23 protein-coding genes are annotated in these 21,101 nt (G+C 38.0%); 10 read left to right on the forward strand and 13 right to left on the reverse strand.

Translation table 11 applies throughout. The features are described from left to right. Nucleotides 1-125 precede the first annotated feature (125 nt). From tig to BN1609_RS01590, 3 genes are all read right to left on the reverse strand, one after another. Entirely contained in the window at nt 126-1,409 is a 1,284-nt protein-coding gene (gene tig / locus BN1609_RS01580) for a trigger factor (RefSeq protein WP_088838714.1), read from the reverse strand. 108 nt (nt 1,410-1,517) lie between these two features. After that, nucleotides 1,518-2,450 carry a hypothetical protein gene (locus tag BN1609_RS01585; RefSeq protein WP_088838713.1) on the reverse strand — a complete coding sequence of 311 codons (933 nt, stop codon included), beginning with the start codon at nt 2,448-2,450 and terminating at the stop codon, nt 1,518-1,520. Between the two features lie 221 nt (nt 2,451-2,671). Then, nucleotides 2,672-2,887: a helix-turn-helix transcriptional regulator gene (locus BN1609_RS01590; RefSeq protein WP_088808739.1), complete on the reverse strand. Its 216-nt coding sequence runs from the start codon at nt 2,885-2,887 to the stop codon at nt 2,672-2,674. A 150-nt stretch (nt 2,888-3,037) separates the two neighbouring features. Between BN1609_RS01590 and BN1609_RS01595 the strand changes: the two genes are divergently transcribed. From BN1609_RS01595 to BN1609_RS01615, 5 genes are all read left to right on the forward strand, one after another. Continuing rightward, complete coding sequence (locus BN1609_RS01595; protein ID WP_088808738.1) at nt 3,038-3,442, forward strand: helix-turn-helix domain-containing protein; 405 nt, start codon at nt 3,038-3,040, stop codon at nt 3,440-3,442. 5 nt (nt 3,443-3,447) lie between these two features. Next, nucleotides 3,448-3,846: a helix-turn-helix domain-containing protein gene (locus BN1609_RS01600; protein WP_088808737.1), complete on the forward strand. Its 399-nt coding sequence runs from the start codon at nt 3,448-3,450 to the stop codon at nt 3,844-3,846. Between the two features lie 110 nt (nt 3,847-3,956). Then, complete coding sequence (locus tag BN1609_RS01605) at nt 3,957-5,150, forward strand: PrsW family glutamic-type intramembrane protease (RefSeq protein WP_088840443.1); 1,194 nt, start codon at nt 3,957-3,959, stop codon at nt 5,148-5,150. Between the two features lie 114 nt (nt 5,151-5,264). Continuing rightward, the gene (gene proB / locus BN1609_RS01610; protein ID WP_088808735.1) at nt 5,265-6,086 is read left to right on the forward strand and encodes a glutamate 5-kinase; all 822 of its coding nucleotides are present in this window, start codon (nt 5,265-5,267) and stop codon (nt 6,084-6,086) included. Further along, a complete protein-coding gene (locus BN1609_RS01615) occupies nt 6,079-7,323 on the forward strand; it encodes a glutamate-5-semialdehyde dehydrogenase (RefSeq protein WP_088840444.1) in 1,245 nt (414 codons plus the stop codon). Before proB ends, BN1609_RS01615 begins: the two co-directional genes overlap by 8 nt. Before the next feature lie 11 nt (nt 7,324-7,334). On the opposite strand, the gene BN1609_RS01620 is transcribed toward BN1609_RS01615, so the two are convergent. After that, entirely contained in the window at nt 7,335-8,252 is a 918-nt protein-coding gene (locus BN1609_RS01620; RefSeq protein ID WP_088825265.1) for an alpha/beta fold hydrolase, read from the reverse strand. 162 nt (nt 8,253-8,414) lie between these two features. Here BN1609_RS01620 and BN1609_RS01625 point away from each other — a divergent pair, with 162 nt between their 5' ends. Then, nucleotides 8,415-8,879 carry a hypothetical protein gene (locus tag BN1609_RS01625; RefSeq protein ID WP_088808732.1) on the forward strand — a complete coding sequence of 155 codons (465 nt, stop codon included), beginning with the start codon at nt 8,415-8,417 and terminating at the stop codon, nt 8,877-8,879. Between the two features lie 32 nt (nt 8,880-8,911). Here the strand turns inward: BN1609_RS01625 and BN1609_RS01630 are convergent, their stop codons facing one another. The 3 genes from BN1609_RS01630 to BN1609_RS01640 form a co-directional block, all read right to left on the reverse strand. Further along, on the reverse strand, nt 8,912-9,373 hold the full coding sequence (locus BN1609_RS01630) for a threonine/serine exporter family protein (protein ID WP_088808731.1): 462 nt from the start codon (nt 9,371-9,373) through the stop codon (nt 8,912-8,914). A gap of 13 nt (nt 9,374-9,386) precedes the next feature. After that, nucleotides 9,387-10,145, reverse strand: a complete 759-nt coding sequence (locus BN1609_RS01635; protein WP_088815177.1) for a threonine/serine exporter family protein — start codon at nt 10,143-10,145, stop codon at nt 9,387-9,389. Between the two features lie 80 nt (nt 10,146-10,225). Beyond that, nucleotides 10,226-11,095, reverse strand: a complete 870-nt coding sequence (locus BN1609_RS01640; RefSeq protein WP_159458319.1) for a reverse transcriptase family protein — start codon at nt 11,093-11,095, stop codon at nt 10,226-10,228. A gap of 464 nt (nt 11,096-11,559) precedes the next feature. On the opposite strand from BN1609_RS01640, the gene BN1609_RS01645 reads away from it, so the two are divergent. The 4 genes from BN1609_RS01645 to BN1609_RS01660 all read left to right on the forward strand — a co-directional run bounded on the left by BN1609_RS01645 (nt 11,560) and on the right by BN1609_RS01660 (nt 14,647). Then, a complete protein-coding gene (locus tag BN1609_RS01645) occupies nt 11,560-12,063 on the forward strand; it encodes an RNA polymerase sigma factor (RefSeq protein ID WP_088808728.1) in 504 nt (167 codons plus the stop codon). After that, a complete protein-coding gene (locus tag BN1609_RS01650; RefSeq protein WP_088840446.1) occupies nt 12,053-12,916 on the forward strand; it encodes a DUF3298 and DUF4163 domain-containing protein in 864 nt (287 codons plus the stop codon). The genes BN1609_RS01645 and BN1609_RS01650 overlap by 11 nt, the downstream gene beginning before the upstream one ends. Before the next feature lie 13 nt (nt 12,917-12,929). After that, nucleotides 12,930-13,763, forward strand: a complete 834-nt coding sequence (locus tag BN1609_RS01655) for a polysaccharide deacetylase family protein (protein ID WP_088825269.1) — start codon at nt 12,930-12,932, stop codon at nt 13,761-13,763. Between the two features lie 284 nt (nt 13,764-14,047). Beyond that, nucleotides 14,048-14,647, forward strand: a complete 600-nt coding sequence (locus BN1609_RS01660) for a YdeI family protein (RefSeq protein ID WP_088808725.1) — start codon at nt 14,048-14,050, stop codon at nt 14,645-14,647. A 40-nt stretch (nt 14,648-14,687) separates the two neighbouring features. On the opposite strand, the gene BN1609_RS01665 is transcribed toward BN1609_RS01660, so the two are convergent. The 6 genes from BN1609_RS01665 to BN1609_RS01690 form a co-directional block, all read right to left on the reverse strand. After that, nucleotides 14,688-14,906 carry a helix-turn-helix domain-containing protein gene (locus tag BN1609_RS01665; RefSeq protein WP_240310279.1) on the reverse strand — a complete coding sequence of 73 codons (219 nt, stop codon included), beginning with the start codon at nt 14,904-14,906 and terminating at the stop codon, nt 14,688-14,690. Then, a complete protein-coding gene (locus tag BN1609_RS01670) occupies nt 14,903-15,331 on the reverse strand; it encodes an RNA polymerase sigma factor (protein ID WP_088840447.1) in 429 nt (142 codons plus the stop codon). Before BN1609_RS01670 ends, BN1609_RS01665 begins: the two co-directional genes overlap by 4 nt. Before the next feature lie 195 nt (nt 15,332-15,526). Then, nucleotides 15,527-16,261, reverse strand: a complete 735-nt coding sequence (locus BN1609_RS01675) for a LytTR family DNA-binding domain-containing protein (RefSeq protein WP_088808722.1) — start codon at nt 16,259-16,261, stop codon at nt 15,527-15,529. A 150-nt stretch (nt 16,262-16,411) separates the two neighbouring features. Continuing rightward, nucleotides 16,412-18,556 carry a thioester domain-containing protein gene (locus BN1609_RS01680; protein WP_159457874.1) on the reverse strand — a complete coding sequence of 715 codons (2,145 nt, stop codon included), beginning with the start codon at nt 18,554-18,556 and terminating at the stop codon, nt 16,412-16,414. Nucleotides 18,557-19,011: 455 nt separating this feature from the next. Continuing rightward, a complete protein-coding gene (locus BN1609_RS01685) occupies nt 19,012-20,391 on the reverse strand; it encodes a cell wall metabolism sensor histidine kinase WalK (protein ID WP_088815172.1) in 1,380 nt (459 codons plus the stop codon). Further along, nucleotides 20,388-21,080, reverse strand: coding sequence for a response regulator transcription factor (locus BN1609_RS01690; protein WP_088808720.1), 693 nt, complete (start codon nt 21,078-21,080; stop codon nt 20,388-20,390). The genes BN1609_RS01685 and BN1609_RS01690 overlap by 4 nt, the downstream gene beginning before the upstream one ends. Nucleotides 21,081-21,101 lie beyond the last annotated feature (21 nt).

A 21,101-nucleotide genomic window follows, 5' to 3' on the forward strand; every position in this document is an offset into this window, starting at 1 on the left:
TTCGACCTTATGATTTTATCATAGCACTATAAAAAAAGAAATTCTAGTTATCCATTCTCTATAAATAAAGGACACGAGAAGATTCTCATGCCCTTTTGTACGTTTTGCTTCAAATTACTGTTTGCTTATTTTTCAACAGCACTTTCCACTAAAACATCAATGGCTTTACGGATTTTAAGATCAGATTTAAGTTCGCTCAAATCTCCAAGTGCTGCACGAACAGCGTCTTTTTCCATTCCGTATTTCTCTGCAAGAGTTGCTACTTCTGCATCAACAGCATCTTCAGTAGGCTCAATGTTTTCTGCTTCCGCAATTGCTTCTAAAACGAGATTCATTTTCACACGTTTTTCAGCATCTGTTTCCATTTGTGCATGCATCGCTTCTTCTGTTTGACCAGTGAATTGGTAGTACAATTCAGGAGTAAGCCCTTGCGCTTGCAAGTCTTGCGCAAAATGGTTCATTAAGTGATCTGCTTCATGATGAACCATAGCATGCGGAATGTCTACTTCCGCATTTTCAACTGCTTTTGCAATCACTTCATCTTGTTTTCCTTGAACAGCTGCATCTTCTTTTGCTTCTTTTAGACGTTTTGTAACTTTTTCTGTTAATTCAGCTACTGTTTCTACTTCTGAATCAATATCTTTTGCTAACTCATCGTCAAGTTCAGGCACTTCTTTTGTTTTCACTTCGTGTACTTTCACTTTAAACACAACAGGTTGTCCAGCTAAGTTTTCAGCATGATATTCTTCTGGGAAAGTCACGCTTAATTCTTTTTCATCGCCAGCTTTTGCGCCAACCAATTGCTCTTCAAACCCTGGAATGAATTGACCAGAACCTAATTCTAGTGAATAGTTGTCCGCTTGACCACCTTCAAAAGGTTCTTCATTGTGGAAGCCTTCAAAATCGATGACAACCGTATCACCATTTGCTGCTGGCTCTTCTTCTTTTACAACTAAATCAGCTTGACGTTCTGTTAAAGTCTTCAATTCTTCCGCAACTTCTTCGTCCGTCAATTCGGAATCGCGTTTTTCAACTTCTAAGCCTTTGTAATCCCCAAGTTTAACTTCTGGTTTTACAGTAACTTCAGCTGATAATTTCCAGTTTTCGCCTTTTTCCATCGATTCGATGTTCACTTGTGGTGTGTCAACAGGATCGATTCCAGCTTCTTCAACAGCTTTTGTATAAACTTCTGGAAGGAGAATATCAAGTGCATCTTGATAAAGCGCTTCTTCTCCAAAACGTTGGTTAAAGATTTGACGTGAAACTTTACCTTTACGGAATCCAGGTACGTTTAGCGTCTTGCGAACTTTTTGGAAAGCTCTATCTAAACCTGATTTAATTTGTTCTTGATCAATTTCAAAAGAAAGCGTACCTACGTTACCTTCTTTTTTTTCCCATTTTACTGACATGGTCATATTCCCTCCATCATCTATTTAGTTCAATTAAAAATTCATTTCATGACAAGATTCAGCCATACTCACTCATAATAACATAAAAACATGCGATTTGAAAACAAATTAAAACAAATAATTTTGTCCGCTCTCTTCTAATTTTCGGATAAAATTCAACCCTTTTTCCACTTCCGCAGATAAATCACTCGACAACCTCACTTTTTCCTCGCCGTAAAGCTCATTTGCCCAAAGAATATAACATTCCACCCATAAAGATACATTTTTAGGTTTAAAAGAAAATGGATAGAGCATGAAATAATGATGTTGCACCATCTGAAAAATTTGCATAAATAAAACTGGATTATCGTTTTCCAAAACAAATGAAAGCTCCGCCTCCATATCATCCAAAAAAGAATCTGTTTCAAGTGACTGAGGATTGAAAACAGCCTCCTCGCCTAGTTTACAAACCAAAACGGTGTCATCAATTTGGCATTCATGTAAAAGTTCAAAAATGACTGATTGTACGAAAGGAGACGCTTTTTTATCTGCTAAAATAGCAATGAAGTCCCCCTTATACAAGTCAATATCAAACTTATTAAGCTCACTTAAAAAAACAAGTTGTTCTTGGCTATCTAAAGAAAGAAAATTAGCTTGCGGCTTCCTAGTAACTAGCTTTTTAGGGAACGGTATGATGTTATCCACGATTTGCTCTTCTTGCTGAATTTGATTTTCTTCCTCTGTATATTGCCGAACGAGCATAAAATATTGATCCATTTCATCCAAATTTTGATATGTACTTGCCAGCTCGCTTAAAATCTCTTTGTTGTACCCCACCATCATTAAAAATTCTTGCCCAATTGCTTTTGCTGCTTTATATTCCGCACCTTGGTTTAAAAGGCGAATGAAAGCATGCGTGATTTTAAAATCAGCCGGATTCAATGCATGTTGTGTTTCAAGATAATGAAATGCTTCGCTTCGTTCTTCGAGTGATAACTCATAATTTCGCTCCTGCATCATTTTAAGGATACTCGTTGGAAGCGAATCATTGTTTTTCTTCATCCTTACAACTCCTGTTCCGTCAATAGATTGGTTCATTCTATGTGATTTTAAGCGCATTGTCAACCATATAAAAAACGCCTCTTTTAAATAGTAGAGACGTTTACTTTTCCAGACTGATGACAAACAGCCATTTTGGTTTTAAAATCAGCAGCCTTATTGCGTATAAATTATTTAGTTTAGCGTAAATTTATTCTTTTTCTAACGAACTGATTTCGTAATTTTTAATCACAGAAATCGGTTAAGTCACAGTTTAAAATTTCGCTTAGAATTAGCGCATTTTGATAAGATAATCTTACCAAACCTTTTTCAACATTGGAATAGCCACTTGTATATTTATAGCCCATCTCCCGCGATATAAACGCTTGTGTAATACCTCTACCAAGGCGAATCTCTCTAATTTTATTCACATTGATATTTTTGGTGTTCAACTGTTCCATCTTAGCAAGTCTCCTTTCACACAATATGAGTTCATAAAAACATTTTAGCAACTCCTAAAGTGTATGTCAATTTATTTGCAATTCGATTCGGGTTGTTTTATACTTTATTTGTGTATAATATTGTATAATATGTGTAAAGGAGATGAAAACATGACAAAATTAAGCCGACAGTTAACAAACTTACGGGAAAAGCGTGGTTGGACAAAAAGAGAGACTGCAAAACGTCTTGGCTTAAATGCCCCTTCTACATACGGGAATTGGGAATACGGGATACGGGAACCTGATTTATCAACGGTGGCTGAGATTGCAACACTTTATGATGTCACGGTAGATTATTTGATTGGTGAAGATGATGTATCTGAAAGCAAAAAGCAAAGCCCAAATAAAAATATTAAACTGGAGCTTGAGCACATTTCAGAGCAATTGCTAGATGCGAATGAGTTGGCTTTTGGAGATGAACCGCTAAAACCTCATATCGCTGAATTTCTTAGGAAAAATATTCAATTTATTTTGGATAACGCTGAATTAATAAATCGAATCACCGATGAGGAGTGATGAACATGGCGAATTTAAGCGAAAGGCTTAAATTTTTACGCGAAAAAAAAGGTTGGTCAAAAGTTGAAACGGCAAAGCGAATTGGTTTAAAGGCCCCTTCCACTTACGGAAACTGGGAATATGGTCTGCGCCAGCCTGATTTAGAAATGATTGCTAAAATTGCAAAACTATACGGGGTTAGTGTGGATTACTTGCTTGGCGAAAATGATCTCCCTTCTTATGAAAAGCTACATACAAAAACTTCACCAGATATTACTATTTATGTTGAAGCAGTTTGCGAAAAGATGGAATTTGAAGATGATTTATTTTTAGGAAAAAAAGAACTTTCCGAATCGGCTAAAGATTATTTGGTTGAAAGTTTACAATTTGCTCTTAAACAAGCAGAAAAATTAAATAAAATTTAAAAGTTCGCCAAATAAAAAACACTTTCAGCTGAAGGTGTTTTTTATTTTTGGTTTAATCTTTAAAGATTGGTGGAATGTACTTTATGACTAACAAACGAGGGGGAGAATTTATGGAACGCTGGTATGTAAATAAAGATGGGCAGAAAAAAGGGCCCTATACTGAAGCCGAACTGGAAACACTGTTCCGAAAAAAGCAAATAAATGAGTTGACTGAAGTTCAGAAAGAGGGAGAAAGCGACTGGCAGCCTTTACAGGGGTCTTCTCTTAAATCTCATTTAACGCAGCATAAACACGGGGTTTTAAGTAGTATCGACCATTTGACAGGTGAAGAGGAGCATGCGAATCTGAATGTTGGCGATTTGTTTCGAGATGTTTTTAAAAAGCATAAGAAAGGTGAAGCCAACAAAATTTTTATTGTAGGAACCGAAAGTACAACGCCTTCTGAAAATATGATTTCGGCTTCTTGGCCGAGACCTTGGGTGTATTCTCGTGTATTTATTATTCTTGCTATCACTTATGGATTGCTTCTTGCATGTACATATATTTTTGGTAATGCTAACACGATTCCTGGGTTAATGGTAATTGGTTCGTTCACGGTACCGTTTTCGGCACTTGTTTTCTTCTTTGAAACAAATGCGCCGCGAAATATTAGTATTTTTGATGTTGTGAAGATGTTTTTCATCGGGGGTGTTGCGGCACTTGTTGCGACTTTAATTTTATATAGTATTATTCCGGTTGGAAAACTAAATTATTTTAATGCTTTACTTGTTGGGATTATTGAAGAAACTGGGAAAATGGTTATCGTTGCCCTCTTCATTAAATCACTTCGTTCTAAATATGTATTAAATGGTCTTTTAATTGGTGCGGCTGTTGGGGCTGGATTTGCAGCATTTGAATCGCTAGGGTATGCGTTCAATTATAGCCTTGAAGCATTTGCTTTAACCAAAAACGTTACTTTCGCAAGTGACACGATGCTTGAAATTATTTTCTCGCGTGGTTGGCAGTCGATTGGTGGGCACGTGGCTTGGGCTGCGATTACTGGTGCGGCTGTTGTTCTCGCTAAAAAAGGAAGCGAAAACTTGGAAATGCAGCACTTGTTTACTGGTCAGTTTTGGAAACTGTTCATTATTCCAATTGTCCTCCACTTCTTGTGGGATTGCCCGCTCAACCCGCTACCGCAAATCGCATTTAAACAAATTGTGCTGATTATCGTAGCTTGGATTGTTATCTTAACACTAATGAGTACGGGACTAAGACAAGTTTCTCGGCTCGGAAAAGCATCAAAAACGACACGTTCTGCTTAATAAGTAAAAGCTAGCCTTTAAATTGGAGGCTAGCTTTTTTTTGCGAAAAATAGCTGGTAAAAACTTCATTTTATAGTAAAATAGAAGTATTCTATTTCAGAAGGGGTAAGAAAAATGCGCGAATCTTTAAAACAGTGTAAACGAATTGTAGTGAAAGTTGGAACGAGTACACTTATGTACGAAAACGGCAATATTAATTTGCGAACAATTGAAAAACTGGCTCGCGTTTTGTCTGAGCTTCGTAATGAAGGCAAAGAGGTTGTCCTTGTGTCTTCTGGTGCGATTGGTGTCGGCTGCCGGAAGTTGCAACTTTTAGAGCGTCCGAAAACGATTCCTGAGCAACAAGCAATTGCGGCTGTTGGGCAAAGCGAATTGATGCACATTTATAGCAAGCTTTTCGGCGAGTATGGCTATACTGTTGGACAAGTTTTACTAACGCGCGATGTGACAGATTACCCGATTAGTCGAGAAAATGTCATCAACACTTTTGAGATGCTCATTTCTCAAGGAACGATTCCCATTGTAAATGAAAATGATACGGTCGCGGTTGAAGAAATCGAACATATTACGAAATTCGGTGATAATGACCGCTTATCAGCTGTTGTTGCTGAACTTATTCAAGCAGAACTGCTGATTATGCTTTCTGATATTGATGGCTTTTATAATACAAATCCACTTACAAATCCTAATGCAATGATGTTTCACGAAGTTCATGAAATCACGGCTGATATAGTTAAGTTAGCTGGCGGAAAAGGCTCTGAATTTGGCACTGGTGGTATGCTCACAAAACTCACTGCGGCTGCCCTCTGCTTGCAAAATAATCAAAAAATGGTGCTTACAAACGGGAATAACCCGGAAGTCATTTATTCGATTATTTCTGGTGAACAAGTTGGAACACTTTTCGCACATAAAAAGGAGGATATCTTAAATGGGTGAATTAGAAGTGAAAGGAAAACTTGCAAAAGAAGCAAGTCGCTTTTTAGCTTTGGCTAGCACGAAACAAAAAAATGCGGCGCTTGCTGAAATGAAAAACGGACTAATCGCGCATTACGAAACCATTCTTTCTGCCAACGAAAAAGACCTTGCAAACGCCAAACAAAATGGGATAGCGGACACGATGCTTGATCGTTTACGCCTCACAGAAGAGCGGATTCACGATATGGCAAACGGCATCATGCAGGTCGCCGAGTTACCGGACCCAATCGGTCAAGTTGACAATATGTTTCAAAATGAGGCAGGTCTTACTATTGGGAAAAAGCGAGTTCCCCTTGGCGTCATTGGGATTATTTATGAATCAAGACCAAATGTAACGGCGGATGCTGCTGCCCTTTGCTTTAAAACAGGTAATGCTGTCATTTTGCGCGGCGGAAGCGAGGCCATTCATTCGAATACTGCGCTCGTCGCCGTCTTGCAGCAAGGGATAGAGCTTGCGGGCTTTCCGAAAACGTCGATTCAACTTGTGGAAGATACGTCACGGGAAACAGCTCGCGATTTAATGCGCCTGAATACGTATTTAGATGTGCTCATTCCGCGTGGTGGTGCGCGGCTTATTCAAACCGTGCTTGACACGGCCACTGTTCCGGTTATTGAAACGGGAACGGGAAATTGTCACGTCTACATCGATCAAGATGCCGATTTTGAAATGGCCACACGGATTTTAGTGAACGCTAAAACGTCGCGCCCTTCCGTTTGTAACGCCTGTGAAACGCTGCTCATTCATGAGACGGTCGCAAGCGAGTTACTTCCAGTTATCGAAAAAGCGCTTGCGCCGTTCCACGTTGAACTTCGAGCAGACGACAAAGCGCGCTCCTTTTTAACAAACAGTGTCCCTGCAACTGAAGAAGATTTCGCAACTGAATTTTTGGATTTCATTTTAGCGATCAAAGTGGTTGCGAGTGAAGACGAAGCCATCGCACATATCAACCGCTACGGTACAGGGCATTCAGAAGCAATTGTGACAAACAACTACTTCACTGGATTAAAATTCCAAAATGAAGTGGACGCAGCTGCCGTCTATATTAATGCGTCAACGCGCTTCACTGATGGCTTTGAATTTGGCTTCGGCGCTGAAATTGGCATTAGCACACAAAAATTACACGCCAGAGGACCAATGGGCTTACACGAACTTACATCTACCAAATACATCATTTTCGGCGAAGGCCAAATTAGATAAAAAGGAAGACCTCAACTTGAGGTCTTCCTTTTTATCCAGCGAATAATATCAGCAAACACAGTTTCCTTGCATGTTTCGTTAATCAATTCATGGCGGGCGCCTTCATATAGCTTGTATGTCACATCAGACACGCCGTTTTCAGCCAAAGTGACGGCGAGTTTTGGAATGTCTTTGCCGTAGTGACCAACTGGGTCGGCTGTTCCCGATAAAAACAGCAGCGGCAAGTCTTCTGGAACGCGCTCAAAAGTCGTTTCTGCCTGCGACTCGGCAATCACAGTGAAAAGTGTGTGGAAGAAACCAGATGTTCCAACGATTGGCCCGCCGAACGGATCCTTTTCATAGGCAGCTTGTATGTGGCGGTCGCGCGTTAGCCAACTGAAATTCGACGGCTCGTGGTATGTACGGTTGTATCCCCAAAATGCCAATTTATTTAAAATCTCGCTGCGCCTAGCAGCATTCTTTTTAATTCGCTTGCTCGAAATCCATTTTGCTGCGGTTAAAAGTAGCGGCGGCTGCATACCACTACCGCAAAGAATGACGCCATCAGCCTTGAATTCCGCCATAAACAGCCGAATAATAAAGCTCCCCATGCTGTGCGCAAAAACGAAATAAGGCAAATTCGGATAGTTTTCCTGCGCATAAAGTTGCACAGCCCGCTCATCTAACACCATTTTCCGCACGCTATCGCTCGGTTCGATATGCCCAAGTTCACTTTTGTTTAAAGCTGTTTTGCCGAATCCCCTATGATCATCGGCCAAAGCGATATACCCCGCTTTGTTCAAAGTTTCCGCAAATAAATTGTACCTAGCCCCGTGTTCAGACATCCCGTGCACAATTTGTACGATACCAATCGGATTTTCCACCTCATCCCACACGTATAGATGCAAAGCCGAATTGTCATGCGTTTTCAGTTTCATTTCTTTATACATACCGCCACCTCCGCTTTCATTATAACATGTATCTTTTTGACTTTTTCTAGGTCTTTCGCATAGAAAGTAAAAAAATAAACAGTGCTTTAGGCGGATTTCTAAAAAAATGATTGTTCAAAATTTCACATTGTGGTATTCTAGCACTATAAGGAGATGATTCACATGTGCCAAAGTCTAGCACACATGCAAATGTACGATTATTTACTCAAAAAATATTGCAACAAGGAAATCTTTTCAGAAACCAAAATGGTTGTCGAAATAGAGGGTAAACTTTGGGTTGGCGATTTTATTCACCTTGAAGACTGCCATATCATTGAAATCGATTGGGACGATCAAAGATACACACGTGTTGAAAAAACTCGCGCCGCAATTAATGGTGAGTTTGACGAAAAAATTCAAAACTCAAACGTTAATGTGAGCGAAAACCGCATTGATTCAAAAATTGGTAAACTAAAAAATATTGAAATTTTATATGCAGAAATTAAAGCCTTTGTAGATACTATCGACAGCACAGAAACTACACTACAACCGTTCTTCTACAATGCCTTCTGCTTAGATACACGCGTCAAACTTCCTTTCCTTGATGTAACTGGAAAAGAAATTCGCTTCGTTGCCCTAACAAAATAGTCCAAACGGACAAAAAATCAGACTGTTTATCATCAGTCTGATTTTTTGGTAGTTTTATTGATGACTGGTTTCAAAATAAGAAAGAACAAAATATTTCCAATCGTAATCCCACATGCAAGCGCCACCGCTGAACTGATAACGTCGAAAAATGTAGCGGCGGCGGATGCCGTTTCCCCTGTAAACAGCTCTTTAAAAACTTCGTAAAACGTGATTCCCGGCACGACCGGCACAAGGCCCGGAATGAAGTAAACTGTCGACGGATACTTCCGAATGTAGCTATATGCAAAGCTTAATGTGCTCAAAATAAGCGAACAAAAGAAGCTTGTGATAAAAACGCCAAATCCATTTGCGCTAAGTAAAAAATAGCCGAGCCACCCCGCTCCACCAACGATGCCCCCAGCGATAATCGTCTGTTTCGGAATACGGCATAAAAAGCCGAATGAACACGATGCGATAAAACTAAAAACAAACTGATAGATGATTGTAAACGCCATTTTAATGCCCCTTTCACGATACGATTAAAATTACAAGTGCCACACCACAGCCAAGTGCAGCCGCAACAAACAAACTTTCAAATAACCGAATGATGCCCGAAATATAATGGCGCGCCATCAAATCGCGAATGGCATTCGTAATTCCGATTCCCGGTACAAGCGGCACAACCGTCCCAATCATCGTCAAATTAATATTCGTGCCAATAACATGATGAATCATATAGCCGACTAATCCGCCGATAAAAGTCGAAACAAACTCAAAAATAAATGGATAGTCCGCCAAATTCGTTAGCTTTTGAAAAATAAAATAGGCAAGCACGCCCGAAATGATGCTGCTTGGTAAGTCTGTCCAATTGCCGCCAAAAATAAGAACAATTGAACCACTTAAAAGCCCCGTAAAAAGGAGCTGTTTCCACATGGCATCATTGGAGTAATCTAAATCGAGCTGTCTTAATTGCTCGTACATTTCCGAAAGCGAAATTTGATTGTTCGCATAGTCGCGGGAAATTTGATTGACCGAAACGACCTTTTCTAAATTGTAACCGCGCGTATCAATTCGCAAGAAACTACTTTCAAGTAAATTGGTTTTCACAAAAACGCCCGAAAGCGTAACATATGTATAATAGCTTTTAGCAGCCACTTCTCCCATACTTTTCCGAATAATCCGCTCCATCGTATCTTCCACGCGAGAAGTTTCTGCTCCGTTTTCAAGCAAAATTTTCCCTGTCAAAAGAGCCGTTTGAATAATAAATTGGTTTTCACCATTTTCCATCTCCACCCCACCTTTTTCACTCCTTCTCCATTATATTTCCTACCTTTCATTTCGTCAAAAAAAGCTCATGACGCGAAAGGTCACAAGCTTTTAATTTCATTTTGCCATTTCTTGAATTCCTGATCCTCAGGATTCGCTAATAAAATATAGTTGATTTTCCCAAGAAGTGAAAGTTTATAGCGGAAAGCTGCGTTTTGTGTAACCTCAGCCGCTTGTATATTTTGGCGATACGCAAGGTGACTTGTCAGCCCATACTTGGTCGCAAAATAAGCCTCCTGGCGAACTGTTTTCCGGTAGTTTTTAGGAACTTGCACTTTTTCATTGACGACTAAACCTGTCACTTTTTGCTGGGATTTTTTAGTCAAAATTTGTGTTTTCGCTTCATTTACCGTGAAATTCATAGCTTCCAAAAACAATTTTGCCTTGTAATACATTTTTTTCGTATCAAAATCACCAGAAAAAGTCATATCATCTGAATAACGCGTATATACTGCACCCATTTCTTTTGCAACTCGCCCAATATAGTCATCAAATGGCTTTAATACAATATTCGAAATACACGCAGAAGTCGGGGCACCTTGTGGTAAACAGTCATGATAGCAACATAAACTCGCAAATAGTGCGCTTACACGCTTAGGAAACAGCGCTCTTGGAAAAGCAAAATTCATCACATCTTGAAATAAAATACTTCCAAAAAAGTTTTCAATATCTAATTTTAACACGTATTTTTGACCTACATGCCCCGCCACATTATCTAAAATACTAACACCCGTTTTATAAGCAGTGGCAAATTCGGAAACCGGTCGCTCGGATAAAACAGCAAATAAAATGCGCTTTTGCACCGTTTTAAGTAGCGGGCTAGGCGCACAAATCGTCCGCTCACTTCCGTTCCGCTTCGGCACCTGAAAAAGCGTGTAATGATCTTCAATATGGTTGGAAATCGCGTACAACGCCCCAATTTATTTTTCTTTTGACCAATCAGACGCGCCAAATAATTGTAGCGAATACAGGAAATCATTGATTTGTGCGTTCGTGGCATAGCCAAACACATCTTGATTTTGCATAACGCTCACACCTTTTTGTCCAAAATAAAAGAGGCAATACTAAAAATCGATCCGTAAAATGCGGAGATGTACTTGCCGACAGGCCAGCACATTTTAATGTGCAGTTGTACATTGTAGCATTTTATGGCTAATGCTCGAATTCTTGTGTTCAGATGACGACTCGCCATCCTTGTCTAACTATGTGATTAGACAAACTATTGCCTCTTCAAGGCGATTATAACATAATCATGTATGAAAAACAGTGAAAATCTGTTAAGCTAGCACTGAAAAAAATTTTTTGTAAAAAAACAAACTTTTTGCTATGCTGTATCGTCTATTAGGTATATGCATATTGAGGGGGCCCCTGTTCGATGAAAGAAGAAATACGCCATCATTTTGTTGAATGCATAACCGTCTACCAAGCTGACTTTTATCGTTTGGCATATAGTTATGTTAAAAATGAAGCGGATGCACTGGATATCATCCAAGATGCCATTCAAAAAGCGCTGCTAAATTTAAACTCTATTCAAAAACCAGAAGCGCTAAAAAGCTGGTTTTATAAAATTGTCATTCGAACGGCGATAGATTTTTTACGTAAAAATAAAAAATTAAAGCTGGTCGACGGAGAAACTTTAGAATTAATTAGCCAGCAACACGTGGATTGCTATGAAGATATCGATTTAAAAGAAGCGCTTGAACGACTGCCTATCAAATATAAAACTATCATCGTCTTGCGTTACTTTGAAGATTTGCGGATTGACGAAATAGCCGAAATTATCGGCAAAACCAGCAGTACAACTAAAACAAGGCTTTATAAAGCCCTACAATTACTTCGCATGGATATTCGCAAGGAGGATTTATTCGATGACAAATAAGAACTTTCAGAAACTAAGAAGAGCCTATAAAAACATTCCCATCCCAAGTGAATTAAATGAACGTGTCAATCATGTTCTACAAACTCAGCCAAAGAAAAAAAAGCACTTTCTAGCTTGGAGCGCATGTAGTGCCGTAGTAGTTTGCTTGATGTTTTTCGTTGTAGTGATGACGAATTCAACAGTTGCAAATGCAATGCGGAACGTGCCCATCTTAAATCAAGTTATTGCCGTCGTAACAGGTAATCAGTTTAAGGATAAGACTGAAAAAAACGAAGCCTCAATTGAAACGCCTGAAATAAAGGGACTTTCAAATGATGCCTTTGCGAAACAAATCAATAACGCTTATATCCAAACGAGCGAAGAGCTATACCAAGAATACAAAGAATATGTTTCAAAAAAAGGTGAGCACTATAGTGTTACAAGTTATTATGACACACTTGTTAACACCAAGCAGCTTCTTGTAGTTCGCTTCACAGTGGAAAAGACCATGGCGAGTAGTTATGTTCAAAATGAATATATCACACTTGATAAAGAGAAGCAGAAACTGGTGCGCTTAGACGATTTATTTAAAGATGATGATTATACCGTGATTTTACAAGAGTATATTAAAGCACAAATGAAGGCGGAAATGTCAGCAGATGATTCGGATAAAATTTATTGGGATGAAAATGAACTGGAACCTATTCTAACAAAAGAATACTTTGAAAATCATTTTTATATTGATCAAAATCGCAAACTCGTTATCACTTTTGATGAATATGATGTTGCCCCTGGCTACATGGGTCCGATATCATTTGTCATCCCAACTGAGGCCATTCAAGCTGAGCTAACAAATACAAATTATATTTACTAAAGGAGTTTTTTAAATGCGTAAGAAAAGGACGCAGAAAAAGCGAGTCGGAACACTGTTTCTGACTCTCTTCGTCCCACTTTGTATTATCCTATTGCTTTTACTTTGGAAAGTACCAAGCTATTTCACAAGTCAAGCAAATGAACATTCCACTGTTTCAACCAAGCGTACACAAGAAAAGCCAGATAAAATCAAAAAAGAAAAACCAAAAGCTCCTCCTGTGGAAAAAATAGACAGTAAAACAGTCTTCCTTACATTCGACGACGGGCCTACCCCTTTTTTAAATCAATTCATGGATTTTCTGACAGCCGAAAAAACGCCAGCGACTTTCTTTTTTGTCGGCAATAATTTACATCAAGCCGATAAAAAAACATTCCAGCGTTTAAAAAGCTCTCCTTTCAAAGTTGGCCTACATAGTTACACCCACGATGCCAAATTACTTTACCGCAAGAATAATCCAACTTTCCTCGAAGAAATGAAGAAAATGCAACTACAACTGCAAGAACTTTCAGGGATTTCGACCAAGCTCATTCGAGCCCCTTACGGGAGTACTTACTTAACAGATGCTGAATATGCGAAAGCAAAAGGTGAAGGGTTTCATCTACTTGACTGGAATATCGATAGCAATGATTGGCGCTATAAAGATGATACAAATCAAGTCATAAAATCAGTTTTAGCACAGGTGAAAAACTTAGAAGATTCTGGTAACCCCCTTATCATTTTGTTCCATGAAAGAAAAAGCACGCTGAACGCACTTCCGCCTATTATTAAAGAATTGAAACAACAAGGTTATCATTTTAAAGCTTTTAGCGAAGATACACCATATTATCGGAATTTTAAAGAACGTTAATTAATCATTTTATTTGAGGAGGCAGCTCATGAAAATTCTTTTATTTTCTTGCAAATTTCTACTGGTTGTCGTACTTATTTTCTCCATTTTATGGATAGCAAGCATTCCTGTCGCAGGTGATTTTAGTGAATTTAAATCTCTCTTTTCTACTACGACAAGGTTTTTGCCAAATCATTACTGACATACAAATTCCTCGTTTTATGCTATAATTTACGGGTAATGTTTTATTTTTCCAACTTTTGGCTAAAGAAACAACATGATATTGAAGAAACGAGGTGCTTTTCGTGACCGAAAGCAAAATGAACCCGAGAATTGATGAGTATTTAAGTAATGTAAAGCAGTGGTATGCTGAATCTGAAAAACTACGCTCCATTCTTTTAACGTGCGACTTAACAGAAGAATTAAAATGGGGCAAACCTTGCTACACATTTGATGATAAAAATATCGTTATCATTCAAGGTTTTAAAGCCTATATGGCTCTCCTCTTTTTTAAAGGTGCTTTATTACAAGATCCCGATGACATTCTTAAAAAAACTGGAGAAAATACGGTTGTTGGGCGTCAAATTCGCTTCACTTCCCTAGAAGAAGTCGAAAAACTTGAAGACTCCATCAAAGCTTACGTTAATCAAGCCATTGAGGTGGAAAAAGCAGGGTTACAAGTTCCTAAACAAGAAAAACAAGATATTCCTATCCCACCAGAATTCCAAGAAAAACTCAATGAAAATCCAGAACTACATGAAGCATTTTTCGCACTCACGCCTGGCAGACAACGTGGTTATATCCGCCATTTTGCAGAGCCAAAACAATCCAAAACTAAAATAGCCCGCATTGAAAAATACATTCCAAAAATTTTAAGCGGAAAAGGTTTAACAGATTTTAAATAACGAAGTAAACCGGTTATCCTCGCGGATAACCGGTTTTTTACTATACTTCAAATAAGAGGATTGTTTCTGTCAATTTGTTTTCCAGACGTTTCCGTATTTCCTCATCAATTTGAAAAAAGGAATTACCGTACTCATCGACAACATTCCGCGTAGCAAGCGTATTAATATATGGCATATAGCGCTGTAAAACTTTTTGAATGGCTAAAGCATCACCTAAAGTCGCCTCACAAATAATTTCGTAGTGCAGCAGCTTTTTCATAAGCATTTTCCTTCAAAATAAAGCTGTAACAAACTTAGCGCCTGATTGCGCCATCTAGAAACTGTTCGCCTAACCATGCCAAGTTTCTCCGCTATTTCATAGTCAGACATTCCTAAAAAGTAATAGTAAATAACCACTTGTCGGAATGTTTCAGGCAGTTCTAAAATACCATTTCTAATGACTTCATTTTTAATGATAACTTCACATTCTTGCACAACTATGAGTTTATCGCTCATAAACAGTTCATCTTTTTTTATAAAGCCAAGTTTAAACAGCTCACTTGGTGAAACTAGCGAAAGTGAAGTTTCCCTTTGACGCTTCCGTTCCAGCTCCTTATAAATATTCCGTACCTCATTTTTTAAAACTTTTTTACAATAAGCATCAAAAGTGTGTTGCTTATGCACACGATGTTTCTGATTTAACATAAGTCGTTCATCCCCTTTTCTTTGCTTTTTACTATCAGCATAAGAAAAGAAATTACTTGAAACATGCGCTTGCTATAAATAGGCTACTATTATGTCATAACCGGCAACCAATTTTGACATTTTCAAATTGGAATCCCACAGATTACGAAAGGCACAGAATATTTTTTATGCTAAATCTTAAAAATTTAAATGTGCTTATTCATAAACAATCCCCATTTTTTTACCAATAAACTGCTGGTATTTTTCAATGACATATTTTTTCTTTGCCCGACTTATATGAAATTGATCGTTGGTATATAAAAATATATCATCTGCCGTTATTTTTCTCACATAGGAAAGATTGATAATAACGGAATTATTAATTCTCACAAACAAATATGGGTTTAAATTTCTTTCAACGTTCTTTAGCCGACCATAAAAATTATACTCTTCCAATTCCGTTGTTAAAATATTCAATTTTCTCCCAAAAGATTGAATTACCAAAATATCTTTATTTTTAAACTGATGACGTTCATGTCCTTTTTTCAAAAAAACATAGTCAACTTGACTCATAATTTCTGCTATAGCAGCATCTAAATGAAGTGTAACCACTTTTTCAGTAACTGGTTTGATGATGTAGCGAAATGGCTGAACTGAAAATGTGTCGATTTCATATAAATCGGCGTTGGTCACATAAATAATTAGAGCATCTTTCTCGATAAAACGGAGTTTCTTTGCTGTTTTTATTCCATCTAAAGGTTTTTTTCCAATATTTAAGAAAATGATTTTGTAGTGAAATTCATTCGTTAGCACATACGTTAAAAAAGTTTCATCATCTTCAAAAATATCAATTTCCACCTTTTTCATCTCATTTTTTCTGAAGTAGCATAGCAATTCTTCTTCTAATTTAGTAGCATCCATCTTTGAATCATCTACAATTGCGATTCGCATTCATTATCCCACCTTTTTCTATGATTCCCCCTTAATCTCATTATAAATTGTTCATTTTATGCATACAATTTTATTTCTTATAGTATTAAAAGCTGCTGCGCGATCAAAAAGGATGATTTCGCAACAGCTTTTTTTCAAAAGAATTCGGCTTTACTCTTTTGAATTTTTTCTTCTTTTGCTGCTCCAAAACAATGTAAGCCCAGCCATTAATATAACTAATCCGATAAATAAAGCCATTTTATCCATTTCATCACCGAGCTGTGGCATCTCTTTCATTTTATAACGGTTTGATAGAAAATCTTTTGATGCGTCATCTGTTGAAGTCAGTGTTGTAATTTTCTCTTTTTCACTGTTCGTTATTTTCACAACAATTTCGCCGTTATGGCTGCCGTCCACCGTAATTTTCTCTGTTGCCCGGCATAGCGAGTAACCATCAGGTGCATCCGTTTCAATAAGCTCATATTCCCCGAACGGAACTGGCGCTGTTGTAACCTCACCATTTTTGTCAGTTGAAAACTCTTCTTTGCCATCTACCGGAACATATAATTTGGTCGTTAAATCCTTCAATTTGAATTTTGCAGGATTTCTCTTAATCGGTTGCTTCGTATCCGCATCTATTTTAATCACTTTAATTTGCTCTTTAATAACGTTTTCTTTTACTGTAACCGTTGTTGTAGCAAATTCAGAAAGAACATCATACTCCAGCTTAAAATGATGCTTTTCCACGTCCAACTGATACCCAAGCGGCGCCTCTTTTTCAAGCCAATAATAATCATCAAGCAGCAAATTGCTTACACTTGCCCGACCATCTTCAATTGTAATCGTATCGATTAATTCATCATCACTTGTCCGGTAAAGTTCATAAACCGCACCGTCTAGTTGCGCCATTCCTTGGGGCTTAGCTCCCGTTTCCGAGTCTTCCTTAATTAAAATAGCTTCGCCTCTTTGTTCTTTATCAAAAGCAGCAGCATTCACATTTGTGATTGCTACGTCTTGTCCTGCATATTCAAGTTTAAAAGGAATTTTTGCAGTATTTAATAAATAACCAGCTGGTGCAACTTCCTCCTGAAGATAATAATTCCCAAGTGGAAGTGCTTGTGATGTAGCGACACCCGTTTCACTGGTTTGAAGTTCAGCAACCCGAACGTTTTCACTCGTATAGACCCCGTAAACTGCACCTTGCAAGCTGTAGTATTGATTTGGCATCGCGGTACCAAATTCTTCACCTGTTTTAGCTAAGGAAACAGTACCTTTTTGCTTGGCATTATCCAAAATGATTTCAACTGTCTCAAGCGGCTTAACCGTGATTTCATGACGCGCTCTCAAATTATGATAACCATTCGGCGCTAAAGATTCTGAAGCCGTAACAATCGTCCCTTCAGGAATTCCTTGAAGTTCTGCAACTCCATTTGCATTCGTCACAACTTTCCGCTCTTGATCCCCGTAATTAAACTGAATCGTCGCGCCTGGAAGTGGCGCTTTCGTTTCTTGGTCAATTTTCATAATCCGAACACCGCCAAGTTTTTTAACTCTCACATTTAATTTCGCTTCCCCGCGGTCTTGCAATTTGAAATCTGTTAAGCTTTGAAAGTTAGCTCTGTGGTACACAATTGAAGCACCCACCACATTATCTGGAACTTTCGTAAATGTTAGCGCCCCAGTAGAAGCTGCACTACGTTCTGCTTTAAGACGTAACTTAGTTCCCTCTTTTTGAACAGAAATATTCGCTGTATTACTGACAAGATTCAGCCAGTCTGTCACATTATTCGTATCATCAAGGACCAATTCCTGGCCTTCAATTAAAGTGATTTCCTGATTGTGCCATGAAGGTTGTGTGTTATGTTTTTGGATTTTCAAATTAATTTGATGTTTTCTATCCCAGTAATTTGGAACTGAAGTCCACTCTAAACTATCCCCAAATGATTCCCAAATCATCAATTGGGTGACCGCAAAATCCGTATACGTTTGGTTTGTATTTGTGAAACCATAATAAGCTATTTTAGATAGACGATCTTTCTCGGCATGGAAATATTCCTCTGCGTAATACCCATCAGATGAATCTGCACGAGCGCCCGAGTCAATACAAAAGACGTCCTTCCCGTCCATTTTCATATTCCAAATATCATCATTATTAGCGTAATGTCCATTTGAAACACTCGTTCCAGTATAATAATATCCAGTTTCATCCAGTTGTAAATATGCTGCAGATCCAGTTTTCGGAAACAAAACACTTACTAAAAGAACCGCTAATAAGATGATGCTAATTATTTTTGTCCCCTTTTTTCTTTTTTGCATTTTTCCCCATCCCTTCTCGGTAGTTGTGTTTTTCCATGGTGAATAAGACAACGCTCCTCCTTTCAAAACCATGGATTCTGAAAGAAAAACAAATTTCCTTTCATTACTACTACAAAATAATTTTGTTTTTGGGACAAAAAAAGCATGATTTTTAAAAAATCATACTCCTACTCTTCACTTATTTAAAAAAGATTTCGTAATAACTGGGTTAAAAAAGATCTTTCTTCGGATGAAAATTCGATTTTCAGTAAGGATGCTACTACTAGAAACAATGCTAGCACACAAAATACGATGATTATTTTTTTATAGCGATTCATGTTTGCCCCCGTCTCAATTCAAATAAATTATTCTCGGTATTATTTTTTATTGTATCACAAAGAACTACATGACGTCTACCTGAAAATACACAAAAAACCTATAGACGCTTTAAACCATCTATAGGCCCAATAAAAACCTTATTTAGGTAATTGAATAATAAAAATACTACCTTTACCAAGCTCACTTTCGACACGAATATTCCCTTTATGTGCTCGAATAATTGATCTGGCGATGGCAAGTCCAATACCTTTGCCACGAGAGCCGTTATTTCGTGATAAATTCGTCATATAAAATCGATTAAAAATGTATTCCTGTTCCTCAATTGGGATGCCCTCGCCTGTATCCATCACTTTAATAATAACCTCATCTCCCGTATCTGCCGCTTGGACAATGACTTTTCCAAGAGCAGGCGTGAATTTTAAAGCATTGGCTAAAAGATTCGTGATGACTTGGCGAATTTTGTCTTCATCTGCAACTAATTCGATTTCAGGACTAATAATTTCTAACTCAACCTCTTTCGCCTCATACTGAGCTTCAAAATTATCACGCAAAGTAAACAACATTCTTTTTAAATCAAAAGGTCGAATATCTAGATTTTCGATATGACTTTCAATCGCTGATATTTGCTCAATGCTCCCAATAAGACGAGTTAATCGGTCCACTTCGTCATAACAGCTTTTCAGACGCTCTGGAGTCACCGGCCAAATCCCGTCAATCATCGCTTCAATGTGCGCTTTTACAGTCGTTAAAGGGGTTCGAAGCTCGTGCGCTATATCTGTTGTCAAACGATTCCTTAATTCGTTTTGTTTGCCTAAGCGACGTGACAGTTCATTAATCGATAATACAAGCTCATTGATTTCAATTGTTGAACTTTCTGGCAGCATCGTTTCAAGCCGATTTCCTTCTGCAATTTCTTTTGTCTTCTCATTCAAGCGAACAAGTGGATAACTCAGTCGTCTAGACATCCATGTTACGATAAAAGTCAAAAAGAAAAAGGCAGAAATGGAAACAATGAGTAGATTCATTTTCATATCGCGCATAAAAGCAAGGTCATGTTTGGTATAATTTAATGGACCAACATAATGAATGTCTAACGTTGCAATTTCTCGACCATTCGAATCTTCAAGATTAAAAATTTTCGTCATTTCTTCCGTTTTAGTTGGGTTCTTTTCTTGCAGCGCTTTCATCTCTTTCTGGCTGTCAATTTGCTCACTTTCTGTTGGTGAGAAAATTGAATTTCCCGAAACATCAAATAGAATGTACCATTGTCCCTTAGTAGCAATAGATTCATTAATTTGCCTAAGCCGCTTCGTATCCCATGTATTCGCATCCTCATTGTAAGCGAGCAAAACGCTGTGTTCCGTTTGCTTAATCATTTCATTTTGTTTTTCCATAATGTATCGTTCAAAATGCGTATTCATTAAATAAGCTGTAATAAAACTAATTGAGCCAATAATGAGGACCGAAAGCGCTGCAAATCCGAAAATAAGTTGCGTCTTAATCGTTCGTTTTTTCATTCTGCACACCCAAATCGGTAGCCTTTCCCGTGTATTGTTAAAATAAACCTTGGTTTTTTCGAATCAACTTCTATTTTTTGTCGCAAATTCTTAATATGGGAATCAATCGCTCTATCGGAATTTATTGAATCACAACCATATAATGCCTCAACAAGCGCCTCTCGCGGAAAATATTGCGTCGGATTCATCGCCAATGTAACGAGTAAGTCAAACTCCTTTTTAGTCAAAAAAATCTCTTCTTCGTGTAAAAATACTTGCCGAGAGCCCGGATAAATAATTAATGTTCCTTGATCAAAGGCTAACTTATTATTCTTTTTGCTCATTAAACTTCCGCTTCGCCTAAGAACCGTTTCAACTCGCATAACAAGCTCTTTTGGGCTAAATGGTTTGACGATGTAATCATCTGCGCCCAATTGTAAACCTGTTAAAATATCTTGCTCTTTTGATTTGGCTGTAAGCATAATAATCGGTGTATCGTCCCCGCTTGCTCGAATTTCTTTGCAAATCTCTAAACCAGATTTATCAGGTAACATTAAATCTAAAATGATTAAATCTGGGCTACTTAACGTATATTTCTTGAATGCAGTTTCACCTGAATTTGCCCGAAATACCAGATAATCTTTGGCAACTAAGTATGCCTCTACAACATCTAAAATTTTAGGCTCGTCATCTACAATTAAGATTTTCAATGTGAACACTCCCCGCGCTGA

Source organism: Listeria sp. ILCC797 (assembly GCF_900186185.1).
Taxonomy (GTDB): Bacteria; Bacillota; Bacilli; order Lactobacillales; family Listeriaceae; genus Listeria; species Listeria goaensis.

What these genes read in the sequence shown, in the direction of transcription:
- tig (WP_088838714.1), bottom strand. Translation starts at nt 1,409, where the DNA reads ATGTCAGTAAAATGGGAAAAAAAAGAAGGTAACGTAGGTACGCTTTCT.
- BN1609_RS01605 (WP_088840443.1), top strand. Translation starts at nt 3,957, where the DNA reads ATGGAACGCTGGTATGTAAATAAAGATGGGCAGAAAAAAGGGCCCTAT.
- BN1609_RS01585 (WP_088838713.1), bottom strand. Translation starts at nt 2,450, where the DNA reads ATGAAGAAAAACAATGATTCGCTTCCAACGAGTATCCTTAAAATGATG.
- BN1609_RS01645 (WP_088808728.1), top strand. Translation starts at nt 11,560, where the DNA reads ATGAAAGAAGAAATACGCCATCATTTTGTTGAATGCATAACCGTCTAC.
- BN1609_RS01590 (WP_088808739.1), bottom strand. Translation starts at nt 2,887, where the DNA reads ATGGAACAGTTGAACACCAAAAATATCAATGTGAATAAAATTAGAGAG.
- BN1609_RS01600 (WP_088808737.1), top strand. Translation starts at nt 3,448, where the DNA reads ATGGCGAATTTAAGCGAAAGGCTTAAATTTTTACGCGAAAAAAAAGGT.
- BN1609_RS01625 (WP_088808732.1), top strand. Translation starts at nt 8,415, where the DNA reads ATGTGCCAAAGTCTAGCACACATGCAAATGTACGATTATTTACTCAAA.
- BN1609_RS01675 (WP_088808722.1), bottom strand. Translation starts at nt 16,261, where the DNA reads ATGCGAATCGCAATTGTAGATGATTCAAAGATGGATGCTACTAAATTA.
- BN1609_RS01685 (WP_088815172.1), bottom strand. Translation starts at nt 20,391, where the DNA reads ATGAAAAAACGAACGATTAAGACGCAACTTATTTTCGGATTTGCAGCG.
- BN1609_RS01650 (WP_088840446.1), top strand. Translation starts at nt 12,053, where the DNA reads ATGACAAATAAGAACTTTCAGAAACTAAGAAGAGCCTATAAAAACATT.
- BN1609_RS01620 (WP_088825265.1), bottom strand. Translation starts at nt 8,252, where the DNA reads ATGTATAAAGAAATGAAACTGAAAACGCATGACAATTCGGCTTTGCAT.
- proB (WP_088808735.1), top strand. Translation starts at nt 5,265, where the DNA reads ATGCGCGAATCTTTAAAACAGTGTAAACGAATTGTAGTGAAAGTTGGA.
- BN1609_RS01630 (WP_088808731.1), bottom strand. Translation starts at nt 9,373, where the DNA reads ATGGCGTTTACAATCATCTATCAGTTTGTTTTTAGTTTTATCGCATCG.
- BN1609_RS01665 (WP_240310279.1), bottom strand. Translation starts at nt 14,906, where the DNA reads ATGAAAAAGCTGCTGCACTACGAAATTATTTGTGAGGCGACTTTAGGT.
- BN1609_RS01595 (WP_088808738.1), top strand. Translation starts at nt 3,038, where the DNA reads ATGACAAAATTAAGCCGACAGTTAACAAACTTACGGGAAAAGCGTGGT.
- BN1609_RS01615 (WP_088840444.1), top strand. Translation starts at nt 6,079, where the DNA reads ATGGGTGAATTAGAAGTGAAAGGAAAACTTGCAAAAGAAGCAAGTCGC.
- BN1609_RS01655 (WP_088825269.1), top strand. Translation starts at nt 12,930, where the DNA reads ATGCGTAAGAAAAGGACGCAGAAAAAGCGAGTCGGAACACTGTTTCTG.
- BN1609_RS01670 (WP_088840447.1), bottom strand. Translation starts at nt 15,331, where the DNA reads ATGTTAAATCAGAAACATCGTGTGCATAAGCAACACACTTTTGATGCT.
- BN1609_RS01635 (WP_088815177.1), bottom strand. Translation starts at nt 10,145, where the DNA reads ATGGAAAATGGTGAAAACCAATTTATTATTCAAACGGCTCTTTTGACA.
- BN1609_RS01680 (WP_159457874.1), bottom strand. Translation starts at nt 18,556, where the DNA reads ATGCAAAAAAGAAAAAAGGGGACAAAAATAATTAGCATCATCTTATTA.